This is a genomic window from Clostridium sp. DJ247 (genome assembly GCF_014231265.1).
Genome location: NZ_JABAIW010000017.1, coordinates 52,564 through 71,950 on the forward strand (window position 1 = coordinate 52,564; position 19,387 = coordinate 71,950).

A 19,387-nucleotide genomic window follows, 5' to 3' on the forward strand; every position below is an offset into this window, starting at 1 on the left:
ACACAGTATTTTTTAGGTAATAATTTTAGGGGGAGCAATATGCTTGAAATATACATATTAAAAATTGAGAAGGATTTATGTAAGAGTGATTTCGACAGGTTACTAGGGTTTGTGCTAAAAGATAAAAAGGAACGGATATGTCGGTTCCATAGGTTTGAAGATTCTCAAAGGACTCTTTTAGGAGATATTTTGGCGAGATACCTAATATGCAAAAAGACAGGAGTTAAAAATGAACATTTGATTTTTGAAAAAAATGAATATGGTAAGCCAGTCTTGGTTAAACCCTGTGGAATTTATTTTAATATATCTCATTCAGGAAACTGGGTAGTTTGTGCTATTGATGATACACCAGTTGGTGTAGATGTTGAGACAATAAAAGAGATTGACTTAAAAATCGCAGAGAGATTTTTTTCAGAATATGAATATAATGCAATAGTTAACCAACCGAAAGAACTGATACAAAACTACTTTTACAAAATTTGGACCTTAAAGGAAAGCTATATAAAAGCCGAGGGTAAAGGTCTATATATTCCTCTAAACTCGTTTTCGTTAGAAATTAATGAAAATAGTATATATGTAAAGGTTGGTAATAGATACTCTAATTGGTTCCTTTATAATATGTGCATAAGTAAAGATGTAATGATTTCAATATGCACTTTGAGTAAGAGTTTTCCACATGTGAATTTAGTTTCCACTAGTAGCTTTTTATCAGAACTATTAAGCTTGTCTAATTAAAGATATAACATATATTCGATACAATAGATCTGTTTACCCGTTGTGCTGGTTAAAGTAATAGTAACATTTACAGATAGAAAAACTCTAGCATGTATTAAAAATCAAAGAAATAGTAATATTCAGCAATTATCCGTAGTGAAATTATTTCAGTTTATTTAGTGGATGATCTTATGGCAGTTAACTCTGAGGATGTTTAAGTTCGGCGTTATAGAAATAGCTTAAGATAACTATTCTTAAGCTTTTGTAACTAATTCTAAATTTGAAAGGCCCGAAGGTTTTTTATAAAATTATAGAGTTAATACGATATATTCTCATACAATTTATTAGATATAACTGGCCTTTCTTAGAATTGAAGATGTTAATATTTATAAGTTTGGCAGAGTCTATTTCAGAAAACATATAGGTGCTATGCCGTCTACAGCAAATGTTGATGACAGAGAAGTATTATTGGAGCTTAGAATATGATAAAAACTGTTTAGCAATACTTGTTAACAAAGCATACATATGAACGGATATTTTTGAGGAACTAAGTATAGATCTATAAAAAATGTTTATGGTAAACTAAAAAAATAGTTCAACCACGACTTTTGGGAAAACACCTAATAGGTGTAAAAATATATTCAAAAATAATACAATCATATTCCATTGATATGGAATCACGTTTTTGGTAATACAGTATACATTTTAGTAATAGTGAAAGATAAACACATATAGGATTTTACTTCCCAATACTATATTTATAGTATCCTTGAGTTAAGAGGTATGAATTACTATATAACCAAGTTTAGTCACATTCGGAACATATTCTCAATCTAAAGTTATCAATGTTACGGTAGCCATAACCCCTACGCTTAATGTTTTTTAGTTTATGATTTCTGCCCTCAGTTGAGCCGTTGCTTATAAATAAATAATAATAGTTGAGTATATATTCTCTCCAATTATTTAGAGTTTTATAGAAAGATTGTAATTCTGGTATTTCGCTTTCATCCACAAGAACTGAGAAATAATCTATATAAACACTTGCTTCTTCTATGTTTGTTATGTGAAAAAATGTTCTAAACTCTTCTTTTAACTCATAACAAGCGCGTAGCATTGGGTATTCACATACAAACTGGCTCCAAGAGCTTTTCTTCTTCTACTTTTAAATCCTCGTGATTCTTTAAAAAGGCCCAGCGTATACCAAATACTTTCTTTTTATCACTATCTTCCTTACGGATTTTATTTTGGATGTGCTTTCTTGCCTCATCTACTGCCACATGGAGTGCCTGAGATATATAAAATCTATCAGTAACTGGGGCTGCATTAGGAAAACACTCTAATACTGCTGACGCATAAGTTTTGCTCATATCTAAGGATACAGCTAAAACACTTTCACGCTGTTCCTTAGTAAAATTTTCTGTAATGTATTTAACAACATCTTCTTTTGTTCTCCCATCAATTAATGATACTACATCACCAGTCTCATGATTGTAGATTACTGTGTAATATATATATCCTTTGGATTTTGTTATATCATCAATGCCTAAGAAAACAAGAGGTGTTTTCTCTTTTGTAGCTATCTTAATCTTTGCATAATGATTGAATATACGTTGAACTTTATTGTCGCTAAATCCAAGTAATTCAGCTACATTCTTTATAGTGTTTTTGCAGGTAAGTTTAAAGATAAACTCTTCAAACGGTATAGTATGAGGCTGGTATTTTCTTATAAACGAAAATACTTCATCAAATGGATGATCTAAATCACATTCACACATATATCTGCAAATCTTTAAGCGTATGATAGTTGTTTTATTACAGATGGGCAAATGATCATAGGATTGAATTCTATAATCATGGATTTTATGTGTTACTTTATTGCATTTAGGACAAACAGCTGAATTGTTTTTTGATTCTGCATATATTTCAACTATATCATTATTTACATTTAAAAATGTTACCTTAATATCTTGTAGTCCTATTAGATTTTCTATAAAATTAAAGTCTAAAGGCATTCGATAATCACACCTTATTTTGGTTTTTTTGTGCAAGATAATCATATGGGAGGTATCGGATGCTTTTCAACTTTTTTGCCATAACATTAGTAATACAATTAATAGTTGTCTTTATTACTCACAAAAGTCGTGGTTGAGCCATATTTTAATTTTTATTGACATGCAATAAAAATTATATTAAAATAAGTAAAAAATAGTAAACCTATAGGAATGCTTGAAATTGTTTTTTACGTTTGATTTATTGCATATTTATAGCTAACTAGAAAACTAGAGGCTAAGATTCTCCTTTAACCTTAAGGGATTCTTAGTTTTTTTATTTTTAGGAAAATCAATCTTTGGGAGGTAAAATAATGAACAATAGAAAAATATTGGCCTTTATGCTTTCAGTAACTTTAACAATCACAACTTTAGCAACTGCTGTAAGTTCCAAAATTGTTAAAGCAGCATCTGGACAAGTAACAAGAACCAGTGGTTCTGACAGATATCAAACAGCTGCTCAAGTAGCTACATCCAATTGGACAACTTCAGATAACGTAGTATTAGTGTCTGGTGAGGGATATGCAGATGCAATAAGTGCTTCTGTGTTAGCTAAAAAACTAAATGCACCAATACTTTTAACTACTTCAAAAAGTCTAAATATATATGCAAAGACAGCACTTGATAAATTGAAACCTAAAAATATATATGTTATAGGAGGAAATGCTTCTGTTTCAAAGGAAGTAAGAGATTCCTTAAAGGGATTATATAATCTTGTGGAACTTCAAGGAAATAATAGATATGAGACAAATGCAGCTGTGGCAAAAAAACTTGTAGAACTAGGTGTAGATCCATCTAATGCAATCTTAGTTGGAGGAGAAGGATTTTCAGATGCACTGTCTGTTGCACCAATTGCAGCTGCAAAAGGAGAAATACTGTTACTTGGAAATAATGATTTGAATTACATAAAACCTGTTACTAGTTTTATAAATGAGCACAAATCAAAGGTTACAGTAGTAGGAACTAACTTTGTTATTAATGATGATACCTATAAAGCAATTAATGGAGTTAACAGAATAATTGGAGGTATAGATAGATTTGATACAAATCTTAAAGTTTTAGCTGCTTTTAAGGATGATATAAAGACGAGTAAAATTTATGTAGCAAATTCTAGTGGTGATGGATATGCAGATGCTTTAGTTGCATCAGTGCTAGCAGGTAAAGATGCTGCACCATCAGTTTTAGTAGATAATGAAACTTCTGAAGCTACCACTAATGCTATAAGTTATTTAAAATCAAATTTAACTGCAGAATCAGATATTCAAGTTTTAGGTGGAGTTGGGGTTGTTCCTGATAGTATTGTTGCTAAAATATAAGTTCTATAAATTTGATGAAGATGGTCAGAAGCTTGCAAAAGAAACTATTTTAGATAAAACTGCAAAGGATATAGATTTAAGAATAAAAGTAAATGGGGTTTTAGATGGGGATATTCTAAAAATATCAACAATTCAAGAGGAACAGGAGCTTATTGGTATTATACTTACTAAGAACACCTTTGAAAAAAGCAGTGATCCAACTACAGTAAAGCGTGATGACATTGTTGCTGCAGATAGTACAGCTAGTGGTTATGGTATTGCAGTAAAACAAAATGATGGCACATACAAATTCTATAAATTTGACGATGCTGGAAACAAATCTGCAAAAAGTTTATTGTCATGGTATGTAAATTGGGCAGATAACATCAGCAATATACCAGTATTAGTACAAGGAGTGGTAGATGGTGATAACATTATAACCTCCAAAGTAATACGTGAGAGGTATATATCAGGTCAATTAGCTTCAAAAGCAATATTGGCTAAAGATGAAGCGCTAAAAGATATAACTAGAGCAGACCTCTTGACTCCTGAAAGTGTAGCTAGTGGATATGGTTATTATGTACACAGTTGTGGTGGTCAACAGTATTTCCCATTTGATAAAGATTCCAATGAACTTATCAAGAATTTTATAGAAAATTCAGCAGCACAGGGAAAAATTAAAGTAATACCTAAAGGTTTCTGGTATTGGATTGGAAATACTATTAAAGTTACAAGTATTACTGAAGATACTAAGGCAGAAACTACACCAGAGACACCAGTAAATGAAGAGATAAGTGGTGTGGTAGCTACTAGAAGTTATTTTAAAGGTAGTGAATATCAGCAGCTTGGAGCACCAGGAACTATAACAAAAGACTTTTTACTAGCACCTGAGAATGCTGCCAGTGGTTATGGAATTATCTATAGAACATGCTGCAAATATGGATATTTGAGATTTGATGAAAATGGTATAAAACTTATAAAAGATATCATTAATAAATCAAATAACACAAGTAATATAGGGATTATTGTACAAGGTACAAGAGATGAAGATACAATCTATGTTACTAATATTATAGAAGCATATGATCAAACATACAGTGGAACATTGGTTAAAACAGATCCAGATGGTTATAGTATAAAAGTAAAACAAGAAGATGGAACATATAAATTTTATAAGTTTGATACTAAAGGAAGCTATTACCGTAAGAGTGGACAAATTCAAGGAGAAAGTTTCCTTACAAGCTTGAAAAAGGATACTACAACAGTTGATGTAAAAGGTGCTTTTGATGGAGATAGTATTGTAGTTTCCTCTATTAAGGAAAATTTATCAATTACTTCAGATCCAGTAGTACAGACCTTATATGGTATATTAATCGATGCTCACTGCAGTGGAACTAGTAATCCAGTAGCACACAAGAAATCCTGCACCACAATACCAAGTTGTGCTGCTAGCGGATATGGAATTGATATTAAACAAGCATATAGAAGCTATAAATTCTTTAAGTTTGATGATATTGGTTATAATTTGGCAAAGGATATATTAAATAAGACTACAAGAGCAGAAAATTTAGCAGTAATTGTTACAGGAATATTAGAGGGAGATATTATAAAAGTATCTTCTGTATCAGAAGCATCAACATTGAATAGCATAGCAATAACAACACCAGCAACTAAACTTACTTATTTCAGTAGGAGATCCATTAGATATTACTGGTTTAAAAGTGACAGGAACTTATACTGATAACACTACAGCATTACAATCAATTACTGCAGCAAACGTAACAGGCTTTGATAGTTCAACTCCAGTAAATGGACAGATATTAACAATTACAGTTGGGGGAAAAACAATAACCTATACAATTAATGTAGTTGCTGCAGCAGCAGCGGTACAGACTTTTACAGGATTTATTCAGGATGAAGATTGTTTTGTTTGCTATGCACCAAATTATGGTGAGGATACAAAGATGTGTTTATCTATGAAATCCTGCGCAAAAAGTGGTTATGGAATAACAGCTCTTCAGAGTGATGGCAGCTATAAGTATTACTATTTTGATGGTAATTTTGCAACTTTTTCTGATGGTAAAACTTTTGATGGTACTGGTTCTCAGTTAACTGCATGGAATTTAATACAAAATACCACAAAGCAAAATAATATTTCCGTTAAAGTTACAGGCACCTTGAATGGAGATAAAAAAACTGCTGCAGATGGTAAAACCTATGAAGTGATTACAGTATCCTCTTTAGTTGAAAATTAATAGCCTTATGTTACTAGGTATCCAGTAAAGTACATTATTAATAGCAGCAAATTTATAAAGTATATAAAAGTTCCAGTAATGAATTTTATTCTGCTGGAACTTTTATGTAAATTATTATTTGCTAATGTTACTGTTAAATAAAGATTTAAAATAAGGATTTGGAGTAATTTCAATATAAAATAAAATTAATATAATAGGGGGGGCTTAGTTTGAAAGAAGAGTTAGGTGAAAATTCTAAAAAAAATACAAAAAAATTATTTATATCATTATTTTTAGTGTTGGGCATTATTATTTTTATTGCAATTTTTAAATGTGTTTTTAAAGTTGATATATTAGAGTTTCTAAAAAACCTGTTTTTATTAAAATATTTACCTGAGTTAGATAACAATACGAGTTATGCATTATTGTTTGCCTTTGGTGTGTTAACATCTTTCCATTGTATAGGGATGTGTGGAGGAATAGCTATATCACAGTGTGTCAAGAAGAATGAACTTGAATCAGAAAATACAAAAAATAAATTGTATATATGGCTAATACCATCATTACTTTATAATTTTGGAAGAGTTATATCATATACTTTGGTTGGTGGTATTGTTGGTGGTCTAGGTTGTGTAATTAGTTTCTCAGGTATGTTTAAGGGTATTGTTCCAATTATTGGTGGTTTATTTATGATTATTATGGCAATAAACCTTTTAGGAATTTTTCGTGTATTGAGAAGGATAAATATTAGAATGCCATCTTTTGTTGCTAGAAAAATTTATAAGAGGAACAATTATAGTCCAATTATTGTAGGGTTCCTAACTGGACTAATGCCCTGTGGACCTCTTCAGATAGTACAGCTGTATGCTTTAGGTACAAAAAGTGTGTTTTTTGGAGCTGTATCTATGTTTTTCTTTTCAATTGGAACAGTTCCTTTATTATTCACATTTGGTGCTATAAATACAATTATTAATAAGAAATTTTCTGCAATAATTTTAAAAGCTAGTGCAGTACTAGTGCTTATTCTTGGAATAGTCATGATTGGAAGAGGACTAGCTATATATGGAATATCTATGCCTATGCAAATGCATCACGAGATGAACATGAGTGGAACAGAAGCTTTTTTAACAGTTGAAGGCAATTTGCAAACTGTAACAACAAAAATAAAGTCTGATAGTTTTCCGCCAATTATAGTACAGAAAGGGATACCTGTTAAATGGAATATTAAGGCTGATGAACAGGATCTCAATGATTGTAATAGTACCATTACAATTCCTAAATTTAAAATAGAGAAAAAACTAAGTACTGGAGATAACCTAGTTGAATTCACTCCTAATGAAGAAGGAGAAATTGTATTTACTTGCTGGATGGGAATGATAAAAAGTAAAATAACAGTAGTAGATGATTTGAAAAAACATACTGTAAATGGCAGTACTAAAACATCTTTAAATAAAGATAATGAAAGTAACATTTCAAAATGAATTGTAATATGTAGAAGCTAGAAACTAATATTTCGATGTTAAAAATTATAATGACATTCACAAAAATTTAGTGTTATTATATTATATAGTATATAAATTAACCTATAATAAAATATAAATAATTGCTGTGATGAGAAGAGTAGGTTGTATGAAGCTATCAGAGAGAAGTCCTCGTCGGGTGGAAGGGACTTTAAGTTAACTACAACTGAAATGCATCTCGGAGCTCTGAATCGAAGCTTAGTAGACTTCAGCGAGTACGCCCGTTAAAGCGTTGAGGTATGATTGTACCAATATTAGAGTTGTTATATATTTTTGCTTATAGCATTTTTTATATAATAAACAGAGTGGAACCGCGGAAGTAAACTTCTGCCTCTGTATTAGAGGCGGAAGTTTTTTTGTTTTTAGATTTAAAATTATATAAGTTATTTAGTATACAAATATAGGAGGAATACCATGAGTTCTATAAATTATTTTGATTCTATTGCAGATAAATGGAATGTAATAAGGGAAGAGTATTTTGAGGAAAAATTAAAGTATATAGCTCTTTCACAGTTTAATATAAAGGATAAAATTTGTGCAGATTTAGGTTGTGGTACAGGGTTTATTTCTCTAGCTTTAGCATCAGAAGCTAAGTTGGTTTTTTCTATAGATAGCTCTAGAAATATGCTGAAAGAGCTTCATAATAATGCTAAAGACAAAGGGTTAAATAATGTTTATGCAATTAAAGGGTCTATAGATGACTTACCGTTATTTGATCAATCTATTGATGCTATTTATATAAACATGGCACTTCATCATATAGTTGATGCAAAAAAAGCTATACAAGAAATGTATAGAGTTCTAAAAAAAGAGGGGACAGTAGTTATAACAGATGTAGAAGAGCATAATGGTGAATGGGCAAGAATAGAAATGCACGATGAATGGCTTGGATTCTCTCATAATCAAATAGAGCAATGGCTTCAAGAGGCTGGTTTTAGGCAGATTAAGGTGAACAGTACTGCTTTAAAATGCAAAGGATACTCCAGCTTAGGAGAATATACAGAAACAGGAATATTTGTGGCACAGGGAGTTAAAGTAGAAGAATAAGCTTTAGCTTAATTATAATATTTTAATATAATAAAAACACTATCAAGCAAGATCTATTAGGATGAAATAAACTTGATAGTGTTTACTTTTTATATCTACCCATGCTGAAAATTTAAGTTGTGATTATCTATAGATACCCGCATCTTAAATTTAATTTATACGTAGGGATATATTGCCAATGTTGAAGTCACATTTAAATATTTTTTATTAGTCTTAGCGAAAATTTGAGAAAAATCTTAGAACTTTAGATATGTTTGAGGTACGAGTTTATCAAAGTTCTTAGTTTTTTCTCAAATTTGAGCTTTAGACTAATTAAAAATATTTAACGTGACGAAACATGGTAATATATCCGGTCGTATAAATTAAATTTCGGGCGTGGTTATCTATAGATAATAATCACAATGCTACCTACTAATATTCTCTTAATACTAGGTTTTCAACTAATTCTGCTAAAAGTTGTTTTTCATTTACATTAGGAAGTTTAGATATTAAATCTAATGATTTGTAAGTATATTTTTTAGCTGTTGCTCTAGATTTCTCTAGTCCCTCAGAATTTTTTAATACATTAACAGCTTCAATTATGTTATTTTCTTCAATACATTTTATTAAATTCTTATTTCTTTTTTTAAATTCGTATAGAACTGGCAAAGTATATACTCCGCTTTTTATATCATTTCCTGATGGCTTACCTATAGTAGCTTTTGAAGAAGTTATATCTAGTAAATCATCTATTAACTGAAATGCCATGCCAGTATAATAACCTATAGACTTAAGTATTGCTATTGTACCTGGTTCTGCGTTACTTTCGTAGGCACCTATAGATAAGCTAAGAGAAAATAGTGATGCACATTTTCCATTAATTCTTCTTAAATAATCCTTTATTGTAGAATTGAAAGAATATAGCGAAAAAAATTGATTTACCTCTGCACTACATATTAATTTTATGGTCTCGGACACATCTAGCAAAGTTTTAGGTGAAGAATTTTTAGAAAGTAAAGAGAATGCAGTGGAAAATAGGTAATCTCCAGTAAACAATGCAGCTTTTACACCATGACTACTTTGAATAGATCTTTTGCCTCTTCTAATGTTAGACTCATCAATTATATCATCGTGAACAAGAGTTGCTAAATGTAGTATCTCTATAGCAGCTGAAATTCTTTTTAATTTATCTTTATCTATTTTACCAAAACCACCACCTATTAAAACAAATATAGCTCTAAGCATTTTTCCGTTATCAATGGGAAGATCATTGATTAGTGTACTAGTAGTACTATTTTTATTTTCTAAACTGTCTTTAGCTATTTTCTTTATTTCTGCCAAATCTCTATTAAAGTACTTTAATAAACTTTTTTCTTTTAACATAGTTGTCCTTTCTTTATTATATTAATATAAAGTGAAACTTGAGTTAGATGAAGTTTTAATCCAAATCGATTCTTAGATGAATCAATACAAGGACGTAGCCACTTTTTACTATTTTATTTTTATTAAAATCAACATAGAACATATTTATAACACTGTATTTAAAATATAATTAAATATAGATAAGCACGCCCGAAATTTAACTTATACTCTGAGATATATTACCATGTTTCGTCACGTTAAATATTTTTAATTAGTCTAAAGCTCAAATTTAAGCAGAGAGTCAAAATCTGTGATTTTGTGCGAATCGCTTACTCATCTGACGAAAGGAAGATGAGTTTCATAATAATATAAAAGAACTTTGATAAACTCGTACCTCAGTTCGGACCAACTTATCAATTACCATTGATAAGTCGCTGGTTGAAAGCCATTTAGGCTTTCAACCATATCAAAAGTTCTAAGATTTTTTCTCGAATTTTCGCTAAGACTAATAAAAAAATATTTAAATGTGACTTCAACATTGGTAATATATCCCTACGTATAAGTTACATTTAAGTTGAGGTTATCTATAATAATTCCTATACAATAATCATTTTTTACATAAGATCTGCATATAACTTAAAATGGGAATCTTTATTAATAATGATTTGGAGGTCCTATCTAATGGGAGAGGTTATAACCTTAGCAAGATGGCAATTTGCCATTACAACTGTTTTTCACTTCTTTTTTGTACCTTTAACAATTGGGCTATCATTTTTTATTGTAATAATAGAATCGCTATATGTTAAAACTGAGAATCCTAAGTATAAGCAAATGCTTAAGTTCTGGGGAAAGTTATTTCTCATTAATTTTTCCATAGGAGTTGTAACAGGACTTGTGCAGGAGTTTCAATTTGGTATGAATTGGTCAAATTACTCTAGGTATGTTGGAGACATTTTCGGAGTACCTTTAGCTATAGAAGCACTCCTTGCTTTCTTTTTAGAATCAACATTTCTTGGAATTTGGATTTTTGGATGGGAAAAAGTTTCTAAAAAAATACATCTTCTTTCCATATGGATTGTTGCTATATCTTCAACTATTTCAGCCTTTTGGATTTTAACAGCTAATTCATTTATGCATGAACCTACAGGGTATATTATAAATAATGGAAGAGCAGAAATGACTAGTTTTGCACAGGTCATAGAAAACTCACATCTTTGGGTTCAGTTTCCTCATACTATTTTTGCATCACTTGCCACAGCAGCATTCTTTATATTAGGTATTACTTCCTATCATATAATTAAAAATAATAGAGATGAATGGGTAAAGTCTTCTCTAAAAATGGCAGTTATTACTTGCTTAGTTTCAACCCTATTGGTAATAGGCATGGGAGACGCCCAAGGAAAATATCTTGTTAAGCACCTACCAATGAAAATGGCAGCTGCTGAGGCATTATGGGAAAGTAAAGACCCAGCTCCATTAAGCCTAATAGCTGTAATAGATGAAAAAAACAAAAAAAATACAGTGGAGATAAGTATACCAAAGCTTTTAAGTTTCATGAGTTATAATAAATTCTCTGGTAAAGTAGAAGGATTAAATGATATTGAAAAAAACTATGAAAAACAATATGGGCCAGGTGATTATATCCCACCTGTAACTATATCATTTTATAGTTTTAGATTGATGGTTGCTGCTGGAATGCTTATGCTTCTAATATCCTTAGTAGTTATATACTTTTATAAAAAACAAAGTATATATAAAAACACTAATCTACTGAAGATATTAGTTATATCCATAGCTCTGCCTTATATTGCTAATACTACCGGCTGGATTCTTACTGAAGTAAGTCGTACTCCATGGATAGTATTTGGTTTATTAAAACTTGATCAAGCAATTTCACCTACTGTTTCTAGAAACTATGTTTTAACATCATTGGCAGCATTTACCTTGCTGTATTTAGTATTAATTATTCTAGAAATACTATTGATGTTCAAATATGCTAAAAAACCTCCTTTGAAAAATAAGGCTTTTGTAAATAATTTAAAAGAAACTGAGGAGGGATCATTATGGATTTAAACATTATATGGTTTATATTAGTTACCATATTATTTATAGGGTTTTTCTTTCTTGAGGGCTTTGACTTTGGTGTAGGCATTCTTCTCTTATTTTTAGGAAAGAAAGATACGGAAAGAAGAATTATTATAAATACTATTGGGCCTTTCTGGGACGGTAATGAAGTTTGGCTTATAACCGCTGGGGGAGCTATTTTTGCAGCTTTTCCCAATTGGTATGCCACTATGTTTAGCGGATTTTACCTTGCTTTACTTTTAATACTTATGGCTCTTATTCTTAGAGGTGTTGCCTTTGAATTTAGAAGTAAGAGAGAGAGTATATTATGGAGAGAGACTTGGGATAGAGTAATTTCTGGCAGCAGCCTATTGTTATCAATTTTATGGGGTGTGGCTTTAGCAAATTTAATTAAAGGTGTTCCCATTGATAAAACTATGAATTATGTTGGAGGCTTTTTTGATCTAATTTCTATATATACATTAGCTGCAGGTGTAACAACTCTCTTAATATTTATTTTTCATGGCGCTATTTTCTTGTGCTTGAGATCTGAGGGGGTAATACTGGAAAGAGCTTTTAAAACAGCGCAAAGCTTTGGGTTATATGCAATGGTAGCAGTTCTAATACTTATTTTATTATCCTTTGCTCAAACTGATTTATACAACAATAAGTTTGCATTGGTTTTATCTATACTAGCGTTAATACTTTTAAGCTTAAGCTGGTATATTATTAGAAATAGAAAGTGGAAACTAGCTATGTTGACTAATGGGATATCAATAGCATTAGGCGTTGGATCGCTTTTCTTAGGACTATTTCCAAGGGTTATGGTTTCTAGTATAAAACCTGAGTATAGTCTTACCATTTATAATGCTTCTTCTAGCAATAATACTCTTTTACTTATGACAAAAGTGGCATTAGTTTTTGTCCCAATAGTGTTAGCTTATCAGGCATGGACTTACTGGATCTTTAAAAAGAGAGTTACTTCGAAGGATTTAGAATATTAAGGAGAGTATATTGTACTTATGTTAAATAAGAGATTATTAAAAGAAAGCAACATTAGTAAGTTATATATTCCTATAACTATTTTATACTCTATAATTAATTCAATATTTATAATAATTAATGTAAGCCTTTTATCTTTAATTGTAGATGGAATATTCATTAAAAAATATGATTTAAAACATATTAAAACATATTTAATTTTATTTTTATTAAATGCTGTTTTAAAATTTATTATTAAATTTTCTATAGAAATTTATATTAAAGGTTGTTCTGAATATATTAAAGATGAGATAAAGAAAAAAAGTTATAACCTTATAATTTCTTCAAACCCCTGTAAGGTTAAAGATGAAAATATAGGTGAAATTATTAACTTATTAACTACTGGTGTTGAAGCTATTACTCCATATTATGCACAATATATTCCACAATTCATAGCTTCACTAGTAATACCTATGATAATTTGTATTTCAGCAGCATTTATTGATAGGTTATCAGCACTGATAATGCTGATAACCTATCCTATAATCCCTCTATTTATGATTCTTATAGGTGAAAAATCCAAAGAATTGAATGAAAGTCAATGGAGAAAACTTGATATTTTAAGCTCACATTTTTTAGATGTGCTTCAAGGGTTAACTACATTGAAGGTTTTTGGCAGAAGTAAAATTCAAGAAGAAAAGGTGTTTCAGGTAAGTGAGAATTATAGAAAATCCACTATGGATGTGTTAAAAATATCTTTTTTATCATCATTAGTTCTAGAAATTTCTTCTACCATAAGTATTGGACTTTTAGCGGTTAATCTTGGGCTAAGACTAGTATATGGTAAAATCATTTTTTTAAATGCATTCTTTATACTGGTAATTGCTCCGGAGTTCTATTTACCTATGCGACAGCTAGGTCTAAAGTTTCATGCTTCCTTAAATGGTCAGGTTGCTATTGAAAAAATAGAACAAATTGAAAAAAAACTTAAGGAGAAAAAAACTTTAGGAAATAAGATATGTATTGAAAAAAATAACTTCACAATAGAAGTTAAAAATTTAAGCTTTTCACATAAAAATAGAGAAACCTTAAATAATATAAGCTTTAAAATTCTTCCACAAGAAAAAGTTGCGTTAATAGGAGATAGTGGCAGCGGAAAGAGTACTTTATTAAACATTTTAAGTGGATTTCTACAAGTAAAAAAAGGAATGGTTTTTGTAAATCATTATGACATAAATGATATAGATAAACATGATTATATGAATAAAATTACTGTAATACCTCAATTTCCTCATATTTTCAATATGAACATTGAAAATAACATTCTTTTAGGAAGAAAGGACATAGATAATAATAAGTTATTAAATATATATAGATGTACCAAATTATTGAGAATTTCGGAGAAATTTAAAAATAAATATAATACTTTTGTAGGAGAAGGGGAAGATGCAGCAATAAGTGGTGGTGAAAAACAGAGAATCGCTTGGGCAAGAGCTCTTGTAAAAGATGCTGATTTTCTTGTGTTAGATGAGCCCACCTCGGCTTTAGACGCAAATACAGAAGAAATAATTACAGGGCTTATGCAAAGAGAGTTAAAGAATAAAACAATTTTAATTGCTACTCATAGATTAAACACTATAAAAGCTGTAGATAAGATATTAGTACTCTATAAAGGAGCTTTAGTTGAAGTAGGAACACATGAAGAATTAATGTTAAAAAGAGGCAGGTACTATAATTTAATTTCACAGTCACTATGTTGAAGTGAAACTTGAATCAGATGTAGTTTTAGAGCAGGTAGTCATTGGATAAAAATACTTTGGAGGAAAGATCATGAAAAGGCATGTTTATTTCATTATTTTTTCAATAATTATGGGAGTAGCTACTGTTGTAAGCAATATTGGTATGCTTTCAACTTCAGCCCTATTAATTTCAAGAGCTGCTCTTCATTCTGAGGTTTTAGATTTAATGGTTTTAATAGTGGTTGTTAGGTTTTTTGGCATATCCAGAGGGGTTTTTAGATACTTTGAAAGGATTATATCACATAATACTACTTTTAGAATATTAAGCAGCATTAGAAAATGGTTTTATAAAAGATTTAATGATAATTACTATGAAAATAACAAACAATTTAAGACTGGAGATATATATACTAAAATAGTAAGTGATGTAGACTCATTAAAAGAATTTTATTTGAGAGGAATTTACCCAGTAATCATAGCAGTTTTAACAGGAATAATCACATTTATATTTCTGTCTTATTTTAGCAAGTATATTGCAGATACTTACATTCTAATATATATATTATGCGGTTTTGTATTACCTGCGGTATTATTTTCATTTAATAGTAAGTATATAAAGAAGGAGAATAGCCTAAGAGAAAAATTAAATTTAACTCTTTTAGATAACATAAATGGTATACTGGAAGTACATGTATATTCATTAAAACATCAGTTGGAAAGTGAATTTAATTTTCTCACAAAAGAATATTCAAAAATACAAAAAAGTAAAAACTGTATTACCTCTATAGGGGATAACTTATATGAGTTATTCATAAGTCTAGCAGTAGCTTCATCCTTAATCATAGGTGCATTAGCAATAAATAGTGGAAACTTATTAAGTATATATTATGCTGTGATTCCTCTTGCAATTATAGCTTCCTTTGAGGCTTTAATACCTATGTCTAATATAGTTCATAAATTTTATGAAGCATATACTACTGGGAAAAGTATTTTTTCTATAATTGATAAAAAATCTATGAAAGGTAACTTTTATAATCATAAGGTTGGAGAACATGATAAATCTTTAATAATCAGTAAAAATACCATAGGATTTAATGAAAAGAAATTTAATAGCTATAATCTTTTAGTTAAAAATTTAAGTGTTTGGGATAACAATTCTAAAAGTCATATAATTAAAGATATATCCTTTCAATTGGCTTATGGAAAAAAGCTTGCCATAGTTGGAGCTAGTGGATCAGGAAAAACTACAATACTAAAGACTTTATTAGGCTTTATGAACTTTCAAAATGGATATATAAAAATAGATAACATTTCATATTCTGATGTACATATAGATGAAATAAGAAAAGTATTTACTTATGTTGATCAAGATCCATATATTTTTAATACTACTATAAAAGAAAATCTTTTAATGGCTAATCCTAAAACAAAAATATCATATATTATGGATCTATTAAAAAAATTTCAATTAACTAGCTTTGTTAAAGATATTCCAGAGGGGCTAGATTCTTTACTTGGGCAATATGGTTTTAATATTTCAGGCGGAGAGAAACAACGATTAGCATTGATAAGAGCAATTTTAAAGGAAAGTAGAATAGTATTGTTTGATGAACCAACTGCAAGTTTAGATATAAAACTTGAAAAAGAAGTTGTAAGTTTTATCCATGATATGATTAAACATAAAAGCTGTATATGGGTAACACATAGATTAATAAACATGGATAGAATGGATGAAATTCTGGTACTAGACAAGGGAGAAATAGCCGAATCAGGTACTCATGAAGAACTTGTAAAGAAAAGAGGTATATACTATAAGCTGTGGAGTGCACAACAACAATATATAATTATGAAGTAATAAAAACAATGGATGACTTTTTGGTATAGAATAAAAAATACTAGGAGGTTCATTATGAAGATTTTTATAGTTGGTGGAGGCTTTGCAGGAATAAAAGCGGCTAGAGAACTTTCTAAGAAGCTTTCAGATTCTCATGAAATATATCTAATAGACAAAAAAGAATATACAACAATGTTACCTAACTTACCAGAGATAACTAGTGGAAGACTTGAAAGTAAAGATATAACAGAAAAAATAATAAATTTAATACCTTCTTCTGTTAAATTTATAAATGAAGAGATAGATGAAATAGACTTTGATCAAAGAGAAATAAGCATAAAAAATAAAAAATACTCATATGATTATTTGATTTTTGCATCAGGTTCAACCACTAACTTCTATGGATTTGATCAAAACTTAGATAAGGTAAATGTAGTTGATTCTCTAGAGGCAGCAGAAAAAATAAAGGCAAAGTTTACAGAATATATAAGTAAAACATTGGAAGCTACTCTAGTAGTATCAGGAGCTGGGTTTACGGGTATGGAGCTTGCCTGTAATTTATATGATTTATGTAAGAGAAAACATAAAAAATTAAATGTTATTTTTGTAGAAAGAGCTAATACAATTTTACCTATGCTTTCTAAAAAATTATCTTCACATGCTTTAGATAAGCTGAAAAAGCTAAATTTTAAGATATATACAGATAATCAGGTTATAGCCTTTGATGGTGAAAACATAACCTTGAAGAATGATGAAACTATTAAGAATGCTTTTTTTTGTTGGTGTAGCGGAGTAAAATCTACATTAAAACCTATTGGGAAATATAAATCTCTACCAGATGGAAGAATTATAGTTGACGAGTTTTTGGCTATCCCAGAATATCAAGAGGTTTATGCAGTTGGAGATGCTGCAGCCATAAAAGATAAAAATAATACTTTTTTGAGAAGAGCCGTTACTTTTGCACAGGAATCTGGAAAACAAGCAGCTATTAATATTGCTGCAGAAATAAAAAATCAGGAGAGAAAAGTTTTTAAACCCTTAGATTTAGGCTGGATAATACCTATATATATTTCAAGTATTGGACAGGTACTAAATAAAGATATAAAAGGACGTAAAGGAATATTCATGCACTATATTCTATGTGGACTTAAAAACTATAGTTTAAGAAATTTCTGGAGAGAATTAAAGGCTGCTTTTAAATATACTTTTGCAAAGCCATGATGGGGAATCGGCATGCCCGAAATTTAACTTATACTCCGGGATATATTACCATGTTTCGTCACGTTAAATATTTTTAATTAGTCTAGAGCTCCAATTTGAGAAAAATCTAAGGACTTTGATAAACTCGCTATGCTCAAACATATCTAAAGTCCTAAGATTTTTTCTCAAATTGAAGCTAAGACTAATAAGAAAATATTTAAATGTGACTTCAACATTGGTAATATATCCCTACGTATAAGTTAAGTTTCCACCTTGGAACCCTATACTATGAATTTAATTGTTTTACCAAAATGTCGTCTTTGAACTCGCCTATATAAACTGTTCCATCAGCACATATATACATGCCTGTTCCTTCTTTTTTATCGTTCACCCACTGTCCTATATACTTTTCGCCATCTGGCCAAGTATGGATACCTTCACCGTGCCTTAGGTCATTTTGCCATTGGCCTACATATGTATCTCCGTATGACCAAGTATATGTGCCTTCACCGGATTTTACATCATTTTGCCATTGACCAATATATTTTTCCCCGTCTGGCCAAGTATATATGCCGTATCCATGTTTTAGATCGTTTTGCCATTCTCCAATATATTTTTCACCACATGTCCAGGTATGGGTACCTTCACCGTTCATTTTATCATTCTGCCACTGTCCTATATACTTACTACCGTCTTTGTAAAAATAAGTTCCTTCTCCATGCATTTTTCCATCTTTTCGCTCTCCTACGTAAGTTCCTCCATGGACATGTTCTTGAACAGGAATGGTTATGTTATCTATTTTTATCTTATTTAAATCTGTACTATTAAGCTTTATCTTTTTCATGTTAAATTTTCTCCTTTTATTTACTATAATATAGAGCTGCAGTTTCGTAATTTATAGATATGTATATATTATAGCAACTAAAGGCACATTTAAAAAGTTTTTTAGTGTGGAAGCATTAGTTCTTTTGTATAGATTATCAGGATTTTAACAGGTATATATTTGGAATAAATCAAATTATATGTAAGTATACCTATAATTTGTTGACAATGAGTATATATGGTATTAAAATAATCATATAAAAATACTCGGAATTAAATTATATATAATTATTTATTCTTGCATAATATTATAAAACAACATAGATCTTTAATATTTTATATATCTAATTATAACTTTACAGGGTTCTAACCTCTTAACTTTGTTTAAACCTAGGGATATGTTACCAATTCTGAAGGCATATTTAAATACTTTTTTAATGAGTCTTAGCGAGGATTTGAGAAAAAACTTAGAACCTAGATATGTTTGAGCGAAGCGAGTTTAGCTAGGTTCTTTTATATTATTATGAAACTACTCTTCCTTTCGTTAG

Annotated in this window: 15 protein-coding genes and 1 other annotated feature; of the genes, 11 read left to right on the forward strand and 4 right to left on the reverse strand. The window is 29.9% G+C overall.

Annotated features, from left to right (window positions below; all coding sequences use genetic code 11):
• The first annotated feature begins 39 nt into the window (after positions 1-39).
• Positions 40-735: a 4'-phosphopantetheinyl transferase superfamily protein gene (locus tag HGI79_RS08815; RefSeq protein WP_185650349.1), complete on the forward strand. Its 696-nt coding sequence runs from the start codon at positions 40-42 to the stop codon at positions 733-735.
• Positions 736-1,519: 784 nt separating this feature from the next.
• On the opposite strand, the gene HGI79_RS23210 is transcribed toward HGI79_RS08815, so the two are convergent.
• Together HGI79_RS23210 and HGI79_RS08825 are read right to left on the reverse strand one after the other, a co-directional pair.
• Entirely contained in the window at positions 1,520-1,828 is a 309-nt protein-coding gene (locus tag HGI79_RS23210) for a transposase (protein ID WP_185650350.1), read from the reverse strand.
• Between the two features lie 7 nt (positions 1,829-1,835).
• On the reverse strand, positions 1,836-2,726 hold the full coding sequence (locus HGI79_RS08825; protein ID WP_185650351.1) for an ISL3 family transposase: 891 nt from the start codon (positions 2,724-2,726) through the stop codon (positions 1,836-1,838).
• 350 nt (positions 2,727-3,076) lie between these two features.
• Between HGI79_RS08825 and HGI79_RS08830 the strand changes: the two genes are divergently transcribed.
• The 5 genes from HGI79_RS08830 to HGI79_RS08850 all read left to right on the forward strand — a co-directional run bounded on the left by HGI79_RS08830 (position 3,077) and on the right by HGI79_RS08850 (position 8,858).
• Entirely contained in the window at positions 3,077-4,078 is a 1,002-nt protein-coding gene (locus HGI79_RS08830) for a cell wall-binding repeat-containing protein (RefSeq protein WP_185650352.1), read from the forward strand.
• The gene (locus HGI79_RS08835) at positions 4,047-5,798 is read left to right on the forward strand and encodes a hypothetical protein (RefSeq protein ID WP_185650353.1); all 1,752 of its coding nucleotides are present in this window, start codon (positions 4,047-4,049) and stop codon (positions 5,796-5,798) included. The genes HGI79_RS08830 and HGI79_RS08835 overlap by 32 nt, the downstream gene beginning before the upstream one ends.
• The gene (locus tag HGI79_RS08840) at positions 5,779-6,312 is read left to right on the forward strand and encodes a hypothetical protein (protein WP_185650354.1); all 534 of its coding nucleotides are present in this window, start codon (positions 5,779-5,781) and stop codon (positions 6,310-6,312) included. Before HGI79_RS08835 ends, HGI79_RS08840 begins: the two co-directional genes overlap by 20 nt.
• A gap of 209 nt (positions 6,313-6,521) precedes the next feature.
• Positions 6,522-7,772 (forward strand): sulfite exporter TauE/SafE family protein, encoded by a 1,251-nt coding sequence (locus HGI79_RS08845; RefSeq protein WP_185650355.1) that lies wholly within the window; start codon positions 6,522-6,524, stop codon positions 7,770-7,772.
• 118 nt (positions 7,773-7,890) lie between these two features.
• Positions 7,891-8,149 (forward strand) — a binding site (T-box leader).
• Between the two features lie 76 nt (positions 8,150-8,225).
• Positions 8,226-8,858 (forward strand): class I SAM-dependent methyltransferase, encoded by a 633-nt coding sequence (locus tag HGI79_RS08850; RefSeq protein WP_185650356.1) that lies wholly within the window; start codon positions 8,226-8,228, stop codon positions 8,856-8,858.
• Positions 8,859-9,269: 411 nt separating this feature from the next.
• On the opposite strand, the gene HGI79_RS08855 is transcribed toward HGI79_RS08850, so the two are convergent.
• Positions 9,270-10,220 carry a polyprenyl synthetase family protein gene (locus HGI79_RS08855; RefSeq protein ID WP_185650357.1) on the reverse strand — a complete coding sequence of 317 codons (951 nt, stop codon included), beginning with the start codon at positions 10,218-10,220 and terminating at the stop codon, positions 9,270-9,272.
• Between the two features lie 660 nt (positions 10,221-10,880).
• On the opposite strand from HGI79_RS08855, the gene HGI79_RS08860 reads away from it, so the two are divergent.
• The 5 genes from HGI79_RS08860 (at position 10,881) to HGI79_RS08880 (ending at position 18,038) form a co-directional block, all read left to right on the forward strand.
• Positions 10,881-12,272, forward strand: a complete 1,392-nt coding sequence (locus HGI79_RS08860; protein ID WP_185650358.1) for a cytochrome ubiquinol oxidase subunit I — start codon at positions 10,881-10,883, stop codon at positions 12,270-12,272.
• Positions 12,263-13,267 (forward strand): cytochrome d ubiquinol oxidase subunit II, encoded by a 1,005-nt coding sequence (cydB, locus tag HGI79_RS08865; RefSeq protein WP_185650359.1) that lies wholly within the window; start codon positions 12,263-12,265, stop codon positions 13,265-13,267. The genes HGI79_RS08860 and cydB overlap by 10 nt, the downstream gene beginning before the upstream one ends.
• A gap of 18 nt (positions 13,268-13,285) precedes the next feature.
• Positions 13,286-15,004 carry a thiol reductant ABC exporter subunit CydD gene (gene cydD, locus HGI79_RS08870; RefSeq protein ID WP_185650360.1) on the forward strand — a complete coding sequence of 573 codons (1,719 nt, stop codon included), beginning with the start codon at positions 13,286-13,288 and terminating at the stop codon, positions 15,002-15,004.
• Between the two features lie 70 nt (positions 15,005-15,074).
• Complete coding sequence (gene cydC / locus HGI79_RS08875; protein ID WP_185650361.1) at positions 15,075-16,838, forward strand: thiol reductant ABC exporter subunit CydC; 1,764 nt, start codon at positions 15,075-15,077, stop codon at positions 16,836-16,838.
• Between the two features lie 54 nt (positions 16,839-16,892).
• A complete protein-coding gene (locus HGI79_RS08880; protein WP_185650362.1) occupies positions 16,893-18,038 on the forward strand; it encodes an NAD(P)/FAD-dependent oxidoreductase in 1,146 nt (381 codons plus the stop codon).
• A gap of 265 nt (positions 18,039-18,303) precedes the next feature.
• Here HGI79_RS08880 and HGI79_RS08885 read toward each other — a convergent pair whose 3' ends face one another.
• Positions 18,304-18,861, reverse strand: coding sequence for an MORN repeat-containing protein (locus HGI79_RS08885; protein WP_185650363.1), 558 nt, complete (start codon positions 18,859-18,861; stop codon positions 18,304-18,306).
• Positions 18,862-19,387 lie beyond the last annotated feature (526 nt).

Excerpts from the sequence above, each read along its gene's own strand:
- HGI79_RS08815 (WP_185650349.1), top strand. The coding sequence starts at position 40 with ATGCTTGAAATATACATATTAAAAATTGAGAAGGATTTATGTAAGAGT.
- HGI79_RS23210 (WP_185650350.1), bottom strand. The coding sequence starts at position 1,828 with ATGCTACGCGCTTGTTATGAGTTAAAAGAAGAGTTTAGAACATTTTTT.
- HGI79_RS08825 (WP_185650351.1), bottom strand. The coding sequence starts at position 2,726 with ATGCCTTTAGACTTTAATTTTATAGAAAATCTAATAGGACTACAAGAT.
- HGI79_RS08830 (WP_185650352.1), top strand. The coding sequence starts at position 3,077 with ATGAACAATAGAAAAATATTGGCCTTTATGCTTTCAGTAACTTTAACA.
- HGI79_RS08850 (WP_185650356.1), top strand. The coding sequence starts at position 8,226 with ATGAGTTCTATAAATTATTTTGATTCTATTGCAGATAAATGGAATGTA.
- HGI79_RS08855 (WP_185650357.1), bottom strand. The coding sequence starts at position 10,220 with ATGTTAAAAGAAAAAAGTTTATTAAAGTACTTTAATAGAGATTTGGCA.
- HGI79_RS08860 (WP_185650358.1), top strand. The coding sequence starts at position 10,881 with ATGGGAGAGGTTATAACCTTAGCAAGATGGCAATTTGCCATTACAACT.
- cydB (WP_185650359.1), top strand. The coding sequence starts at position 12,263 with ATGGATTTAAACATTATATGGTTTATATTAGTTACCATATTATTTATA.
- cydD (WP_185650360.1), top strand. The coding sequence starts at position 13,286 with ATGTTAAATAAGAGATTATTAAAAGAAAGCAACATTAGTAAGTTATAT.
- cydC (WP_185650361.1), top strand. The coding sequence starts at position 15,075 with ATGAAAAGGCATGTTTATTTCATTATTTTTTCAATAATTATGGGAGTA.
- HGI79_RS08880 (WP_185650362.1), top strand. The coding sequence starts at position 16,893 with ATGAAGATTTTTATAGTTGGTGGAGGCTTTGCAGGAATAAAAGCGGCT.
- HGI79_RS08885 (WP_185650363.1), bottom strand. The coding sequence starts at position 18,861 with ATGAAAAAGATAAAGCTTAATAGTACAGATTTAAATAAGATAAAAATA.